Here is a 15,790-nt window from a genome sequence, read left to right as displayed (position 1 = left end):
ACCTTCTGTCAAAAGAGTTATTTATATTCATAATAGTCCTGAGAATGATAGCTTCGAAATCCACAAGACTCATAAAGTTTAAGCGCTCGAGCATTTTTTGCTTCTACTTCTAAAAAGATAGAAAGGCCTTTTTCCTTTTCCATTTTTACCACTTTGGATAATGCCCTTCTGCCAATTCCTTTTCCGCGAAGCTCTGGAACAACAACGAACCCGTAAATCCATGCTTCTCCATCGGTTTCAGAAACTCTGATTTTCCCCGCTGTTTTTCCATCTACCTCAATAATCATGCGTTTATCACCAGCCTGCTCCGTTATGGTGTTAACGTAATCTCGAGCATCCTCCTCAGCTATACCAAAGCCTAAAACATCAAGCTCTATTTCTATTTCTTTATCCTGATCATAATCATATGGTCTTAAAGAAATCGCAGCATCCTCTATTAAATCTTCCTTATGCCATTTCATTTGATGTTCCGAAAAGGCATAGGAACATGGTAGCTTCTCTAGAAATACTTTTGCACTCTGCGATGCAGCAGGAGCATTCAATAATATACTCGTAGCTTCTCTCTGTCTTGCTGTTTCTAAGCCTTCTTCCAGCAAAGCTGTAAAAATCCCGTTCCGGCGAAAATGTGGATGAACCATACCACACAACTCAACTTTTTTGCCAAAATAGTAGCTCCCTAAAAAGCCAACTAGTTTGCCGTCTACATAATAAAAAAAGTCCTCTTTCTTTTCTCCATTTCGATTTTCGAGCATATCAAAGTTAAGCTTTAACTCAAAACCTTCTTCTTTCTCACAAATATCCTTAAGCTCTCTAATTTCAGCAATTTGTTCTTTTGACAGCATATTGATTTCTCCTCTATTTTAGGATATCACTGCATTTTTATCTGTATTTCTCGAAGAATCTCTTTTTAATAGGGAAGGATTTTCCTGAGACTGTTTTCCAAATTACCACATTCTCTATTTCCCTGCCATTCGCCCTCTATGACAACATACTGACAATTGCCGCTGTTTAAATAGTTGTAAATAATATAAGCTTCGTCTATTTCTGCTTTATCTAAAGTGCCAATAAACAGATTCTTTCTTGAAAGATATGTGCAAATCTGCCTCTTCACCACTTGCATATCAAAATGATTTGCTTCATATATTTGCCGGTATAAAATTTGATTTCGTCTAATCAGAAAGAGCTTTATCCGGCCATTATCTAAGTACTCGACTGCTAGAAAAAGACGAGTATCTACCATAAAATTTATTACTGTTTCTGTTTGCAGAATCGTCTTTATTTTGGCAATGGTATCTCTTATTTCCGCTGCTTTCTCAAACTCAAAATTACTAGAAGCTTCATTCATTTCAGCGGACATCTCTTCTAGTATTCTAGTATCCTTTTTTTTAAATAAAGAGATAAGACGATGGATAATTTGTTGATACGTTTCTTCAGCTATTGGATTGAAGCAAATCCCTATACACTTTCCGATTGTATAATTGAGACAGGGACTAGTACTGTTTGTCGTATTGGAACAATCTATTTTATAAAATGATTTGATTCCTTTTATCGCATTTTCTACTGTTCTTTTACTAGTGAAAGGACCAAAATAATAATGAATATCTTCCTTCTCCAATTCATTTACAATCTCCAAACGGTAGCTGCCCTTCTGGTATCGGAATATGATGTAGTTGTATGCCTTTGTCGCTTTCATCATCCGATTGTACATGGGCTGGATCTCTTTTATTAACTTACATTCCAGCATTAATGCCTCAAACTCCGTGTCTGTGACAATAAAGTCAAAATCCTTTATATGCTTCACTAATTTTTCTACTTTACCAATCCGATTTTTCGAATACTGAAAATAAGAAGAAACTCTATTTTTTAATCTTTTGGATTTGCCAACGTAAATGATTTGTCCAGAGGAATCCTTCATCAAATATACCCCTGGAGATGCGGGCAGATTTTTTATCTTTTCTTTAAGCTCCAAGTCTATTCCTCCACTGAACCATTTAAAAAGTAGTCATTTTAATTCCATAGTTCTTTGTATCAATCTCTACTTCTCCCCCAATGGGAAAAGTAAAGAATGGTTGGATATGACCAAAATCCACATCATATAATACAGGGATTTGCTGCAAAAGAGGATGTTTATCTAAAATAAACAAAAGCTGCTCTTCTGTCATTTTCGAAGCTCGCTGAAATCTCCCAATTACTAATGCTTTAATTATTCCTGCTGTCTGCAACAAAGAGGTTAAATCTCTTGCGAATGTTTCTGGAATGGTTAATTCATCATCTTCTACAAATAGAATGCCGTCTTTAAGATTAGGCATATATTCTGTTCCCTGCAGTAAATTTAAGGTACATAGATTACCACCAAACAATTGCCCTTTTGCACTTCCCTCTTGGTATACCCTCCAGCCTCCAGGTTCATATCGGCGATTTTCTTGATCCAAATACCACGGATCATCTGTCCACACATCAGAAGGCTCTATGATAAACGCACTAGTTTCCATCAAGCATTTCCGGAAATATTCTGTTTGGTATTCCTGTAGCTTTTCCATTTGGAAGCTAGAAAAGTGTGGACCAGAATAGGTAATAAAATCAGCCTTGGTTGTAATCGCAGTTGCTAAAGCGGTTATATCACTATACCCACAAAGCATCTTAGGGTTAGCTTTTATTAAATCAAAATCTAAATAAGGCAACAGCTCATTGCTGTTAAATCCGCCAATGACCGTTAATATTCCTTTTACATTTTGATCCCGAAAAGCATCATGAATATCCTCCACCCGATGCTCAATCGTGGAGGAGAATTGTAAGTCAGATTCAAAAATATGCTTCCCAAACGTCACAACAAAGCCAAGATTCTCTAATCTTTTCTTTGCTTGCTCTATTCCCTCTTCTGATAAAATTGCTGCACTTCGACTAGGGGCAATTACTCTAATTTCATCGCCCTTTTGTAGCTTAGCAGGTATTCTCATGTCTGTTCCTCCTCTTTCTTCTTATTAAAGCATAAATAATCTTATATTTCTGTAACTTTCAAGTTGGATCAAACGTATATTTTAAACAAGAAAATTACTTCTTGTTTAAAAAGGAGGAATATCTATGTTTGTGTTTTTTTTCATCATCGGTATCATCTCGATCTTCATCGCGGTGACAATGATCGGAGCGTGGCCAGATGGCAGGCAGCACAGAAACCACCATTTCACAGAAACAAAAGAAGATCGCGCATTAAACATAAAAATATCCATGATAGCCTTTCTAATTGGTGTAGTCTCATTAGCAATAGCTGGAATAATTAATTATTTTACAAATTAAAAGGGGAATAACCCCCTATAGCTCCTTCATTTGCTTCGTTAATTCCAGAAACTTTCTATCTAATTCCGCATATTCCTTATCCTTTGGTGTCATAAAGCTTAATTTTCCTAACACTTCTTGTCTTTCTGTCTCCAGTTTTAGCCGTAATTCTTCTTTATTATCTCTATCCCGTTTTGGAGACTCTGTCCATTGCCTTTGAACCGTTCCATTACCTATGATTAGCTTACTTGACGTTGTTTGCTCTAGGAAATAACGGTCATGGGAAACAATAATAAGTGTTCCATTATACTGGGATAGCGTTTTTTCTAATTGCTCTCGGGAAGGTAAATCAAGATGGTTGGTTGGTTCATCGAGTATGAGCACATCTTTTTCTTCTAAAATATAAGCCATTAATTTGCATTTTACCCGTTCTCCCATGCTCATACTTTTTATTGGTTCCTTCCATTGAGACGCCATAAACCCTAAATGTTTCATCAGTGTTTGTACTTTTCCTCTTTCTTTAAATGTTTCTTTAAAGAATAGCTGTTCTGGTGTTTCCTCTAAAGGAAGATCGAATACTTCCTGTGTTAGATAGCCGATAGTGGCTGTCGGTGAAATCCAGACTTCTCCATTGGCCTTTTCTTTTCCTAAAATAATGTTTAATAAGGTTGTTTTCCCACTTCCGTTAGGTCCCATAATCGCAACCTTTTCCCCATGCTGAATCGTTATATTCACCTTTTCAAACAACATTTTAGAGTCAAATGCTTTGGATAAATCTTTAATTTCCAAAAAGCGTTTCCCCTTCTTTTTATTCGCTTCAATCGAAAAAGCTACCGTATACTCTTCGTCTAAACGTTCCACTTTATTTTTTTCCAGCTCTTTTTCTAAACGTTTTTGCTTTGATTTGACTTGAGCATCCATTCGTTTGGCCTTTGTGCGATAATATTCTTTTGGGAATTCTTGTTTTGTTGATTGGGCATGTGCTTTCTGAGACCAAGAGGTGAGCTCCTTCATTTGTCCTTCCACTTGTTTAATCTTCTTCTGCTGTTTATCATACTCCCGCTGCTGGGTTAATCTCTTTTGCTCGCGTGCCTCCATATAGCTTGTATAATTCCCTTTATGTTCGATAAGCTGTTTATTTTCAAGCGACCAGATTTTCGTCGTAACTTTATCCAAGAAATAGCGGTCATGAGAAACGATAATAATGGTTCCTTTATATGCTGTTATTAGTTCATGAAGCAGTGCCATACTTTGTTCATCTAAGTGGTTGGTTGGTTCATCTAATAGCAATAAATCAGCATCATGGGCAAAGCCTTTACCAAGACGTGCTTTTAATTTTTCCCCGCCACTCATTACTCGGAAGTCCTTTGTCGGCACCTGCCATTTCTCTAATAGCTTCGATTCCAAAAAAGTTTCTTTCTCTAAGTCATAATTTTCGGTCTCCTGTTCAACCATTTTAACCGATAAGTCTTCCTTTACCCACTTAATATGTCCATCTGTAGGGACAATTTCTTTATTTATTAACTGCAGTAAAGTCGATTTGCCTGCACCATTTTTGCCAATAATCCCAATAACTTCTCCTTGCTGTACACTTGCATTTATATTTGTAAAAATAGTTGTATCGAGCACTTCATATCCGATATTGATTAACTTTAAGAGTTCTTTCATATTATCAATCCCTTTCAGAAGGGAGAAAAAAATCCTCCCAAATTTTCTCTGGAAGGATTAGCCGTACCTAATTATTTGCTCATTCACACCATACATAACCGATATACAAAAAGCGTGCATATCGACCAATCATTGTGCACATACCATTAGAGATATGCTTGAAAAAGCGATTTATGGAAATGGGCAGACTAATCCTATTTTTTGTTCCATTTGAAATGTATTTCATTCAAATTTTGGAAAAATAAGATTAGTTCTTCATCGTTCACCCATCATCCCTTTCGTTATAAGTAACTGTAGTATAACATACTTGCCCTTAAGGAATCCAGCGTCTTAAAAATAATTGGTAAATTTTCTCTTAATATTCCTATCTGTACAAGATCAAAATTGTTTAGTATTATTTTAATTATGTTTTGTTAGGTAATCTAACATGTTATACCAGAACTTTATAACCTTAAGAAAAACGAAAAGGAGTTGCACGAATGAAAGAAAAGAAAAGGATGTCTAAATTAGTTTTATTCTTCGTAGTTATCTTAACTATGCTGAATATTATTTCTCCTATATCAAAAGCAGAAGCAAAGGAGAAAGTATATCAGATTGCAACAGATATTACATTTGCACCATTTGAATTTCAGGATGTAAATGGCGACTTCGTCGGAATCGATATGGATTTAATGGCTGCTATTGCGAAAGATCAAGGTTTCAAATATGAAATGAAGCCACTTGGATTTAACGCAGCTGTTCAAGCACTTGAATCAAAACAAGTGGATGCTGTTATTGCCGGGATGAGCATAACAGAAGAACGACAAATGAAATTTGATTTCTCGGAACCCTATTTTGATTCTGGTATCATTATGGCCGTCGACAGCGATAATGATAAAGTCTCCTCCTATAAAGACTTGAAAGGTCAAAAGGTTGCTGTTAAAACAGGAACAGAGGGTGCAAGCTTTGCAGAAAGCATCAAAGACAAATATGGTTTTTCCATCGTAACATTCGATGATTCTGCTAATATGTACGAGGAAGTAAGAACTGGAAATTCCGTGGCTGTATTTGATGATTATCCAGTATTAGCATATGGAATCAAGCAAGGAAATGGCTTAAAAAGTGTAACAGATAAAGAAGCAGGAGCCTCTTATGGATTCGCTGTTTCCAAAGGACAAAATACAGAGCTTCTTGAAATGTTCAACACTGGATTAGCCAATCTAAAGGCATCTGGAGAATATCAAGAAATATTAGATAAATACTTAGAAACTGGATCAGATGAAGAAGCTAAGAGTGGCTTTTTTGGTTTATTAAAAGAGAGCTTCCCAAGCTTATTATCTGGTTTAAAAATGACACTTATCTTAACAGTCGTTTCTCTATTAATTGCAACTGTACTAGGAATTATCTTTGGACTATTACGTATTGCAAAAAGTAAAGTTTTACGAACAATTGCTGGTATATACATTGATATTTTCCGAGGAACACCATTAATTGTCCAAGCATTCTTTATTTACTTCGGAATTCCAGCAGCTCTTGACTTCCGAATTACAGCAGTTGCTGCCGGTCTTATTACATTAAGTTTAAACGCTGGTGCTTATATGGCTGAAATTGTTCGCGGAGGAATTCAATCCGTTGATAAAGGGCAGATGGAGGCTGCGCGCAGTTTAGGACTTCCTTATGGAAAAGCAATGAGAAAGGTAGTGCTTCCACAGGCTATCCAATTAATGATTCCAGCATTTATTAACCAATTTGTTATTACACTAAAAGATACGTCTATTCTTTCCATTATCGGTATTAACGAATTGACACAAAGCGGAAAAATTATTATTGCAAGAAACTTAGAATCATTCCAAATGTGGCTAATCGTCGGAATTATGTACTTTATCGTCATTATGATTCTAACAAAAGTATCAAATCGATTAGAAAGAAGGATTAAAAATGGCCAAGCTTAATGTGACGAATCTGAAAAAATCATATGGTAATCTTGAAGTTTTAAAATCGATTGATTTACAGGTAACAGAGGGCGAAGTTGTTTGTTTAATCGGTCCTTCTGGCTCCGGAAAAAGTACCCTTCTTCGCTGTTTAAATATGTTAGAAGAAGTTACAAGTGGCGAAGTTGTTGTAAATGACTTTAAATTAACGGATAAAAAAAATGATATTAACAAAATCAGAGAAAATATCGGAATGGTGTTTCAGCATTTCAATCTTTTCCCACATCTAACGGTTTTGGAAAATATCACCCTTGCTCCAGTTGATTTGAAAAAAGCAACGCCACAGCAAGCAAAGGAAAAAGCCTTACAACTATTAGACCGTGTCGGCTTAAAGGATAAAGCTAATGAAAATCCTTCTAAATTGTCTGGCGGTCAAAAGCAAAGGGTTGCCATTGCACGCGCCCTTGCGATGAACCCTGATATTATGCTGTTCGATGAGCCAACAAGTGCACTTGATCCTGAAATGGTCGGAGAAGTATTAAACGTTATTAAGCAATTAGCTCAAGAAGGAATGACGATGGTAATTGTTACACATGAGATGGGCTTCGCTAGAGAAGTAGCAGATCGCGTAATCTTCATGGATAATGGCTATATCGTGGAAGAGGGCACACCACAAGAGATTTTTGGAAACCCACAAAATGAGCGTACAAAAGATTTCTTGAATAAAGTATTGTAAAGCTAATGGGGACAATTATTTGTCCCCATTTTTATTCCTTAAAATGCTTTTTCCCCCACTCTCCCATTAAATCAAGAATAGGAATAAAGCTAACTCCCTTTTCTGTTAAGGAATATTCCACTTTGGGAGGCACTTCTTTATAAACTTCTCTGTGCACCATTTGATCTGCTTCTAATTCTCTTAACTGCCTTGTTAAAATCCCTTTTGATATGCCAGGCAATAGTCTTTGCAATTCATTAAACCGTTTTGTCCCCTGACTTAAATGCCATAAGATAATAATCTTCCATCTTCCCGCCGTTAAATTTTGTGTATAAGTTACAGGACAAAAACCCTCCTCATCGATTGAGACAGATTCATTTTGAACAAAAAAACGTGCCATTTTCTCTCTCCTTCCCATGGTACTATTTATGTGACTATGTTATAAAAAAATAACTACTTTCATTTTTTTTACTATGAATATACTATATACCTATATTGGATATCCAACAACACATCTTGTTAAAGTCGTTGGGTTATAATGAAAGAAAAACATTAATTGGAGGGAATTTCAAATGAAACTATTAGTAACAGGCGCTACTGGTAAACTTGGATCTAAAATCGCAAATGTTTTATTAGCAAAAGTACCTGCTGATCAGCTTGCTGTCAGTGTACGCAATCCAGAAAAAGCAGAGGATTTACGCGCAAAAGGCGTAGATGTTCGCCATGGAGATTTCGATCAGCCAGAAACTTTAGCAGCAGCCTTCAAAGGAATCGATCGCCTATTAATTATTTCAGCAGATGGAGATACAGAAACTAGAATTCGCCAACACAATAATGCTGTCAATGCTGCTAAAAACGCTGGTGTTTCCTTTATCGCATATACAAGTATTGCGAATGCACAGAAAAGCACTAACTTCCTTGCTGAAGTTCATAAAGCAACAGAGATTGCTATTCAAAAAACAGGTATCCCTTATTCCTTCTTACGTAATAACTGGTACCTAGAGAATGAGCTTTCTACTATTCAAGGAGTTCAAGGTGGAGCACCGTGGGTTACCTCTGCTGGCAGCGGAAAGGTCGGCTGGGCTCTACAGCAGGACTATGCAGAAGCTGCAGCAGAAGTGCTAGCCAGTGAAGGACATGAAAATACGATTTATGAACTTTCTGGCAAACCTTTATCACAAGAAGAGATCGCTGCTGCTGTTAGCCAGGTGATTGGAAAAGAAGTACCTGTCCAACATGTAGATGACAGTAAATATGCAGAAATAATGACACAAGCTGGCATACCAGATTTTGTTGTTCCTATGCTTGTAGCAATTCAAAAGGATATTCGCGAAGGTACTTTAGACATTGAAAGCAATGATTTTGAAAAATTGCTGGGCCGTTCGGAAACACCTGTAGTGGATGGAGTTAGAAAGCTTATTTCTAATTCTTAATAAACAGGAAAGGGGACACAAAAATCGACTGTGTCCCTTCTTTCATTTCATCAAATGCTTAATCTTCTCCTCCGTCCCTGTTCCATCAACAGGCGTATAAATACTACATCTTAAATCATTTGCGCCATGAACTTGTAAGGAGGTTAAATTATAAATCATTTTTCCTGCCTTGGAATGGCGAAATTCAATTAATACCTCAGGAGCAGAACTTACTTCACTTTCATTCCACATCCTATTAAAGTCTGGATAGTTCTTTTTCATGTCTTCGATAAATTCTTGATACCACTCATCGGCCATATATTGTCCTAAATAAGTGCGAAAGATGGAAATAAATCCTTTTACAAAGTCCTCCCAATTGACTGCCAATGCTCTTAGTTCTTTTCTGGAAAAAAGCAATTCGATGAGATTTCTTTTTTCCGATGGGATTTTTTCAAAGTCTAGGAATACTTGCTTGGCGGCTTCATTCCAGCCGACGATAAAAGAACGGCGATCCGTTATAATAGTTGGACAGTAGCGAAGTTCCTTTAAAATTCTTTCTAAGGCTGGAGTCATCATGTCTTCTTCCGCCTCTTTAGGAAAAAAAGAATTTCCCTCCTCAAACGCTAATCCATATACATATTTTCGCTCATCCGAATTTAATTGCAGCGCATCTGCTACTGCTTCGAGAACAGAGATAGACACTTTAATATCTCTACCTTGCTCTAGCCAGGTATACCAGGTAGTGCTTACTCCAGCTAATTGTGCCACTTCCTCACGGCGGAGTCCTGCTGTTCTTCTTCTCGTTCCAGCTGGGAGTCCAACCATTTGCGGCTGTATCTTAGAGCGCTTTGTTTTCAAAAATTCCGAGAGTGCTTCTAGCCTTATATCTCTATTCATATCCATTCTCCTTTTTAAGCTAGTACTATTTATACTAGTATAAACTACAACTTGTAATAGGATAAGAAAAGGATACAATAAAGAAAAAAGGAATGGGGGAAAAATCGTGAAAAGAGTTGTTGTCACTGGAATGGGAATTATTTCACCGTTAGGAAATAACGTGGATGAATATTGGCAGAACCTCTTAAAGGGTGAATCGGGAATCCTTTCTATCGACCATTTAGATGTATCTAATTCCAAAACAAGAATAGCTGGAGTAGTAACTGACTTTCATCCAGATGAAAGATGGGGAGCAAAAGAAGCAAAAAAATTGGACCGATTTAGCCAGTTTGCGTTAGCTGCTGCAGAAGAAGCCTTAACAAATTCACAGTTAGACTTAGATTCAATAGATAAAGAGCGAATGGGTGTTTATGTAGGATCAGGAATCGGCGGTTTGACCACCCTTATCGATAATGTAAATACATTGAATCAAAGAGGTCCTAATCGAGTCAGTCCTAACTTAGTACCGATGATGATTTCCAATGCAGCTGCAGCGCAAATTAGTATTAAATTCGGAGCTCAAGGTCCTTCCCTCTCTCCGGTAACAGCTTGTTCCATTGGAAATACATCGATTGGGGAAGCCTTTCATACGATTCGAAATGGTGATGCAGATGTGATGGTTGCGGGCGGAGCGGAGGCTGCAATTACGAATCTTTCCTTAGCAAGCTTCGGGAATGCCAGAGCATTATCGACAAGAAATGACGAACCTGCTTCAGCAAGTAGACCTTTTGATAAAAATCGAGATGGATTCGTGATGAGTGAAGGGGCAGCTATTTTAGTAGTGGAAGACTTGGAACATGCTATAAAGCGTAATGCTCCCATTTTAGCTGAAATCATTGGATATGGTGCAAGCTCAGATGCCCATCATATGGTGGCTACCCATCCAGAAGGAAGAGGAGCATATCTTGCTATGAAGCGGGCATTAACTAAAGCAAATATTTCTCCTTCTGATGTAGATGTGATTAGCGCCCATGCAACCAGTACGCCTGTCGGCGATCTCTCGGAAACATTAGCGATTAAGAAATTATTTGAAGAAGACGCCTATAAAATTCCTGTAACGGCGAATAAGTCCATGCTTGGTCATATGCTTGGTGCTGCTGGTGGAGCGGAAGCAATTGCTTTAATACAGAGCTTGAGAGAAGGGATTATCCCGCCAACTACTAATTTGGAAACTCCAGACCCAGACTGTGATTTAGACTATGTTCCAGAGGGAGCAAGAAAAGCCGACATATCCATTGGTCTCTCTAATTCCTTTGGCTTTGGCGGTCATAACTCAGCAATTTTGTTAAAGAAATATTAATAGAAAAGACTAGGAAAAAGGAACTCCATTTCCTAGTCTTTCTTAATTAATTAAGCAGCCAGCTTGTTTTTATTGATGCTTTCTTTATCCAAAAAGGCAAAGTAAGGAATCAATAGCCCCACTAAAGATACAGTAGTAATTATTGCTCCAATTAAAATGTATAAAGGCCGGATTCCCCATAATTCACTTAATGCTCCGCCTACTAGTACACCAAGCGGCATCATCGCTCGAATGATAAAGGATCGGACCGAGATAATTTTGCCCATTAAATGATTGGGAACGGTTTGCTGACAAAGTGTAATATTATGTATGCTGAAAAATGCCATAGTGATGCCAGCAACTATTTCCGTTGCGATGGCTGAAATGAGTGAGCTTGTTATTCCTAAATTAATGTATGTCACTCCCCCTATTAATAGTGCTCCTAGCATCAAGCGTCTCCGTGATTGGAATTTGATTTTGCCAACAAGTAAGGTTCCAAACATATATCCTAAAGGAAAACCCGCCATAAAATAACCATACATGGCATTATTTCCATTTAGCACTGTTTTAATATAGGGAATATTAATCACCATTGTGACCCCTACCCCAAATTGAACAAATGCTAAAAAAATCCCTAACCACACAATCGTTTTTTGTTGAAAGAAGTAGCGAACCCCCTCCATAAATTCCACTGCCCACGTTTTTCTTTCTACTTTCTCTTCTCTTACTTCCATAATACCTAGCAAAAGACATCCACTAAGCATCAGCGCCGTACAAATAAACAATAAAGTACTGCCAATTCCGATATATTCAATGACAATCCCTGCAAAAACTGGCGCTGTGAACGTCATTAATCTGGCCATTCCTTCTACATAGGCATTAGCACTACTTAATTGCTCTGTGGAAACAAGATTAGGCAGTATGGCTTGATTAGCAGGAGAATAAATCGGAGTTATTAATCCAATGATGATTTGAACAATATAAACATGCCACGGTACTAATGTGTCTGATACAAACCCAATGAGAGGAAAAAGAAATATTATGCCTCTACTCCAGAGAGCAAAAATCATCATCCATTTTCTACTCCAACGATCAAGGTATGGACCAATAAAAAGCTGAAGGATGAGAGAAGGCAGAAAATATAATAGCCACATACTGCCTAAAGCCCAAGTTGAACCAGTAATTTCATAGATTAATAACGAGTTGCAAAAGGTCCCAAAGGCTCCCGCTAACTCCGATATCCCATTTCCAATCCACATAGTCGTGAATGATTTATTGCGAAAAATATTCAAATGAACACCACTTTCTTTGGTTTGATCGGTTGATTGGTGATTTGGCATCTTATCTTAGATGCTTTGGCCGATTTCCCTCCACTTTGGCTGATATTTTCCTTGTTTGGCTGATTCCCTTCTCCCTTTGGCTGATATTTCTCCAGTTTGGCTGATTTCCCCCTCCCTTTGGCTGATATACCCTCTAGTTTGGCTGATTCCCTTCTCCTTTTAGCTGATATACCCTCCAGTTTGGCTGATTCCCTTCTCCTTTTGGCTGATATTTCTCCAGTTTGGCTGATTTCCTCCTCCCTTTGGCTGATATTTCTCTAGTTTGGCTGATTCCCTTCTCCCTTTGGCTGATATTTCTCCAGTTTGGCTGATTTCCTTCTCCCTTTGGCTGATATTTCTCCAGTTTGGCTGATTCTCTCCTCCCTTTGGCTGATATTTTCCTTGTTTGGCTGATTCCCTTCTCCCTTTGGCTGATATTTCTCCAGTTTGTCTGATTCTCTCCTCCCTTTGGCTGATATTTTCCCAGTTTGGCTGATTTCCCCCTCCCTTTGGCTGATATTTTCCCAGTTTGGCTGATTCCCTCCTCCCTTTGGCTGATATTTCTCCAGTTTGGCTGATTCCCTCCCCGCTTTGGCTGATATTTCTCCAGTTTGGCTGATTTCCCCCTCCCTTTGGCTGATATTTTCCTAGTTTGGCTGATTCCCTTCTCCTTTTGGCTGATATACACCTCTTTAAGCTGATTCTCCTCCCTAATCTAGATTAGATATCCCTCCTTTCACTCTTTAATCTCCTTCAAATCGTTTATTGCTGAATATATTGTTCTAATTCTTTTGCCAGCGAGGTAATTGCACTACTTTTTAATACATATTTTCCATCTTCTATTCCTACTAGCTGTGCTGATCTCAATATTTTTAAATGATGATGGATCGTGGATTTTCCCATTTCTAATTTTTCTGTTATGTCTTGGAGTGTTCGACTTTGTTCAAATAATAGTTTTACCATTCTTAGTCGAACTTCATCGCCCAATGCCTTGTGCTTTAAAACTAAAAAGTTACTTGGCATATATTTATCGTTCGGCGAAATACTTTCATTGGAAACCGGGTAGTAATAGACTGTTGTCCCTTCTATATCTGCTTTAATATTCCACGGACGATAGATGTATTGAGGAATGAGTAATACCTTATGAACACTCGGCTCGGGTGTATATCGTATTCCTCCTGTGGCCCATTCTACAAATTCTTCTGGATCCATTTTCTGTCTCATTTTTTCTTTTATGGAGACATCTGTTTGTAAAATGGATGTGAGTTTTTCTCTATCTGGTTCTATAACTGCTTCATACCATTCACTCATCACAGTGATAAGATGCTGTTTTAATTGCTGAGAATCAACTTGGCAGATAAAAGAAATATAGGTTGGAAAAAAAGGATTATCTTTTGTAGCTTCTTTTAACTTTTCTATCGCTTCTCTGTTTCCATCAGCTGCATGCTCCCTAATAGGTTGATAGCTTTCACTTAAAAACGGAATGCATTGATAGATTAATTGTCTCTCCGTTAGTTTATTTATATATTCCGTAAATACGTCAAGACTCAAAAAATCCTGTTGATGCAGTAATTGTAGCAATGCTTTCCATGTATTATTCGCTTCTACGTAGTCTAGTTGTGCTTGTAAATTCTGAGAAAGGTTTGTTCGAACATTTTCCCAATAACTCTTCGGCTGATCTAATGAATCTAGTAAACGTTCATTGGTAATCGCAGCAATCCCCAAAGCACATTCCCATAATAAAGAATATTTCATTTCAACTTGATATGTTTCTTGTTTCCGACCTGTTGTGCTAAATACTTTCATTCGAAAAGCACCTCCATCTATTTTCTTTTATTCTAAATTATCCGAATTATAAATTCAACATTTTTAGAATCAACCATTCAAAAAAACTCGACCTATTGGTTAAGGTCAAGTTTCCAGTAAATGACTTTTATTCTTTTTCTAAGTGGCTTTGAATACGAAATAAAGATTTATTTTTATATATAATCATACTGACCAATGCAAGGAGAACACCTGAGAAAAGGAAGACTATCCTTACCCCTAATAAATCTGCCAGTAACCCCATCAATAAGGAGCCTATCCCGAAAATTCCTGTACCAATTGCTCCAAGAGAAGTATACACGGTTGATAGCTGCTCTTTGGGGACGCTTGTTTGAATAACAGTTTGCTGTGGTATATTTTTTATTTGTGTAACAATACCAACACCGAATGATAGAACTAATGCAAGCATAGGAATACTGTTTAAACTAAATAAAATCGTTAGCAGAAAGCTTATAAAAGATCCCGCAACTAAAAACACGCCTAATTTTCTTTCCACAAAAGAAGAATAGTTCATGCAATAGAGACTTCCCAAAATTAATCCTAAAAAGAATGTTCCATTCATAAAGCCCCACCACTGTTGGTCCACCTTTAACGCATCCTGAATAAACACATATAAAACAGCTGCAATCCATACCGTTGCAGCGAGACTTTCTAAACATTCCACTAAAGCCATTTTTCTTAACACCGGTGTATGAAATAGTGTTTTCCAGCCCGCTTTTATTTGTTCTAGTTTACCCGCTGACTCTATTGTTTTCCCATCTACATTTTCTAAAAGGCATAATAAACAACTCGAGATAAAAAATAAACAGCCAACAAACCAAATAAGATTTTGCGGACTTAAAAAAAGAAGAAACATGCTTCCTACAAACCACATTCCGGCCTGAATCAGCTGTGTCACTGTTTCTACCATCCCGTTTGCTTTCATTAATTTTTCCGGTCTAACATAGTATGGAATTAAAGTTCTTGTGATTGGATTGGCACAGCCATCAAGAAATGCAATAAGCCCTATAACTATAAAAATGATAAAATAATTCGCTTCTGTTATTCCTGGCAAGATAAACCCCAATAGTAAGAGTAATCCGGTCTTCCCTATTTGGGATCCTGCCAATAACCGATTCAATCGAATTTTCCTCACGAAAAGTGGTGTTAAAACACTTGAGACAAACATACTAGTTGTAATCGTAAACGGCACAAATGATGCCGCTGTTGCTGATCCCTTTACGGTATAGATCAAATTAATAATACTCACCATATAGAGGACATCCCCTATATTGGCAAAAGACTGCCCATTCAATAATAATGTAAAGTTCTTATTTAATTTCATGCTTTATCCCCCGCTAATTAAAAAATAATTAAGTTATTCATTCATTAACGGAGATTATTAAATTGGACAGTTCATTCTGATACATACTCCTTCTAAGTAGATAAGCCAGGGGGATAAGGCGTATTCTAAA

General features: G+C 37.4%; 15 protein-coding genes. 5 read left to right on the top strand and 10 right to left on the bottom strand.

What is annotated here, in order from left to right; all coding sequences use genetic code 11:
- Positions 1-17 precede the first annotated feature (17 nt).
- The 3 genes from C2I06_RS22895 to C2I06_RS22885 all read right to left on the bottom strand — a co-directional run bounded on the left by C2I06_RS22895 (position 18) and on the right by C2I06_RS22885 (position 2,957).
- Entirely contained in the window at positions 18-842 is an 825-nt protein-coding gene (locus C2I06_RS22895) for a GNAT family N-acetyltransferase (protein ID WP_061800605.1), read from the bottom strand.
- A gap of 65 nt (positions 843-907) precedes the next feature.
- Positions 908-1,969 carry a UvrB/UvrC motif-containing protein gene (locus tag C2I06_RS22890; protein WP_123258934.1) on the bottom strand — a complete coding sequence of 354 codons (1,062 nt, stop codon included), beginning with the start codon at positions 1,967-1,969 and terminating at the stop codon, positions 908-910.
- A gap of 22 nt (positions 1,970-1,991) precedes the next feature.
- Positions 1,992-2,957: a S66 family peptidase gene (locus C2I06_RS22885; protein WP_123258933.1), complete on the bottom strand. Its 966-nt coding sequence runs from the start codon at positions 2,955-2,957 to the stop codon at positions 1,992-1,994.
- Positions 2,958-3,081: 124 nt separating this feature from the next.
- Between C2I06_RS22885 and C2I06_RS22880 the strand changes: the two genes are divergently transcribed.
- Entirely contained in the window at positions 3,082-3,294 is a 213-nt protein-coding gene (locus C2I06_RS22880; RefSeq protein ID WP_061800598.1) for a DUF5316 family protein, read from the top strand.
- Positions 3,295-3,309: 15 nt separating this feature from the next.
- Here C2I06_RS22880 and abc-f read toward each other — a convergent pair whose 3' ends face one another.
- Entirely contained in the window at positions 3,310-4,941 is a 1,632-nt protein-coding gene (gene abc-f / locus C2I06_RS22875) for a ribosomal protection-like ABC-F family protein (protein WP_061800594.1), read from the bottom strand.
- A gap of 536 nt (positions 4,942-5,477) precedes the next feature.
- Between abc-f and C2I06_RS22870 the strand changes: the two genes are divergently transcribed.
- Entirely contained in the window at positions 5,478-6,872 is a 1,395-nt protein-coding gene (locus C2I06_RS22870) for an amino acid ABC transporter substrate-binding protein/permease (protein ID WP_235850288.1), read from the top strand.
- Complete coding sequence (locus C2I06_RS22865; RefSeq protein ID WP_095330890.1) at positions 6,859-7,587, top strand: amino acid ABC transporter ATP-binding protein; 729 nt, start codon at positions 6,859-6,861, stop codon at positions 7,585-7,587. Before C2I06_RS22870 ends, C2I06_RS22865 begins: the two co-directional genes overlap by 14 nt.
- A gap of 31 nt (positions 7,588-7,618) precedes the next feature.
- Here C2I06_RS22865 and C2I06_RS22860 read toward each other — a convergent pair whose 3' ends face one another.
- On the bottom strand, positions 7,619-7,966 hold the full coding sequence (locus tag C2I06_RS22860) for a winged helix-turn-helix transcriptional regulator (protein WP_047941655.1): 348 nt from the start codon (positions 7,964-7,966) through the stop codon (positions 7,619-7,621).
- A 172-nt stretch (positions 7,967-8,138) separates the two neighbouring features.
- On the opposite strand from C2I06_RS22860, the gene C2I06_RS22855 reads away from it, so the two are divergent.
- Entirely contained in the window at positions 8,139-8,999 is an 861-nt protein-coding gene (locus C2I06_RS22855) for an SDR family oxidoreductase (protein WP_123258932.1), read from the top strand.
- Between the two features lie 42 nt (positions 9,000-9,041).
- Here C2I06_RS22855 and C2I06_RS22850 read toward each other — a convergent pair whose 3' ends face one another.
- A complete protein-coding gene (locus C2I06_RS22850) occupies positions 9,042-9,875 on the bottom strand; it encodes a helix-turn-helix transcriptional regulator (RefSeq protein ID WP_095330886.1) in 834 nt (277 codons plus the stop codon).
- A 106-nt stretch (positions 9,876-9,981) separates the two neighbouring features.
- On the opposite strand from C2I06_RS22850, the gene fabF reads away from it, so the two are divergent.
- On the top strand, positions 9,982-11,214 hold the full coding sequence (gene fabF / locus C2I06_RS22845) for a beta-ketoacyl-ACP synthase II (protein ID WP_095330884.1): 1,233 nt from the start codon (positions 9,982-9,984) through the stop codon (positions 11,212-11,214).
- A 50-nt stretch (positions 11,215-11,264) separates the two neighbouring features.
- Here fabF and C2I06_RS22840 read toward each other — a convergent pair whose 3' ends face one another.
- The 4 genes from C2I06_RS22840 to C2I06_RS22825 form a co-directional block, all read right to left on the bottom strand.
- On the bottom strand, positions 11,265-12,533 hold the full coding sequence (locus C2I06_RS22840; protein ID WP_123258931.1) for an MFS transporter: 1,269 nt from the start codon (positions 12,531-12,533) through the stop codon (positions 11,265-11,267).
- A gap of 133 nt (positions 12,534-12,666) precedes the next feature.
- A complete protein-coding gene (locus C2I06_RS22835; RefSeq protein WP_123258930.1) occupies positions 12,667-13,200 on the bottom strand; it encodes a hypothetical protein in 534 nt (177 codons plus the stop codon).
- A gap of 74 nt (positions 13,201-13,274) precedes the next feature.
- Positions 13,275-14,318 carry an ArsR/SmtB family transcription factor gene (locus C2I06_RS22830; protein WP_095330878.1) on the bottom strand — a complete coding sequence of 348 codons (1,044 nt, stop codon included), beginning with the start codon at positions 14,316-14,318 and terminating at the stop codon, positions 13,275-13,277.
- A gap of 127 nt (positions 14,319-14,445) precedes the next feature.
- Entirely contained in the window at positions 14,446-15,660 is a 1,215-nt protein-coding gene (locus tag C2I06_RS22825; protein WP_123258929.1) for an MFS transporter, read from the bottom strand.
- Between the last annotated feature and the right edge of the window lie 130 nt (positions 15,661-15,790).

The sequence above is a fragment of the Niallia circulans genome, from assembly GCF_003726095.1.
Classification (GTDB): domain Bacteria; phylum Bacillota; class Bacilli; order Bacillales; family Cytobacillaceae; genus Niallia; species Niallia circulans_A.
The sequence above is the reverse complement of the archived record's forward strand: the minus strand, read 5'-3'. Positions and strand labels throughout refer to the sequence as shown.

Bases quoted from the DNA above. Each gene is read 5' to 3' on its own strand.
- C2I06_RS22895 (WP_061800605.1), bottom strand. From the start codon at position 842: ATGCTGTCAAAAGAACAAATTGCTGAAATTAGAGAGCTTAAGGATATT.
- C2I06_RS22885 (WP_123258933.1), bottom strand. From the start codon at position 2,957: ATGAGAATACCTGCTAAGCTACAAAAGGGCGATGAAATTAGAGTAATT.
- C2I06_RS22880 (WP_061800598.1), top strand. From the start codon at position 3,082: ATGTTTGTGTTTTTTTTCATCATCGGTATCATCTCGATCTTCATCGCG.
- abc-f (WP_061800594.1), bottom strand. From the start codon at position 4,941: ATGAAAGAACTCTTAAAGTTAATCAATATCGGATATGAAGTGCTCGAT.
- C2I06_RS22870 (WP_235850288.1), top strand. From the start codon at position 5,478: ATGCTGAATATTATTTCTCCTATATCAAAAGCAGAAGCAAAGGAGAAA.
- C2I06_RS22865 (WP_095330890.1), top strand. From the start codon at position 6,859: ATGGCCAAGCTTAATGTGACGAATCTGAAAAAATCATATGGTAATCTT.
- C2I06_RS22860 (WP_047941655.1), bottom strand. From the start codon at position 7,966: ATGGCACGTTTTTTTGTTCAAAATGAATCTGTCTCAATCGATGAGGAG.
- C2I06_RS22855 (WP_123258932.1), top strand. From the start codon at position 8,139: ATGAAACTATTAGTAACAGGCGCTACTGGTAAACTTGGATCTAAAATC.
- C2I06_RS22850 (WP_095330886.1), bottom strand. From the start codon at position 9,875: ATGAATAGAGATATAAGGCTAGAAGCACTCTCGGAATTTTTGAAAACA.
- C2I06_RS22840 (WP_123258931.1), bottom strand. From the start codon at position 12,533: ATGCCAAATCACCAATCAACCGATCAAACCAAAGAAAGTGGTGTTCAT.
- C2I06_RS22830 (WP_095330878.1), bottom strand. From the start codon at position 14,318: ATGAAAGTATTTAGCACAACAGGTCGGAAACAAGAAACATATCAAGTT.
- C2I06_RS22825 (WP_123258929.1), bottom strand. From the start codon at position 15,660: ATGAAATTAAATAAGAACTTTACATTATTATTGAATGGGCAGTCTTTT.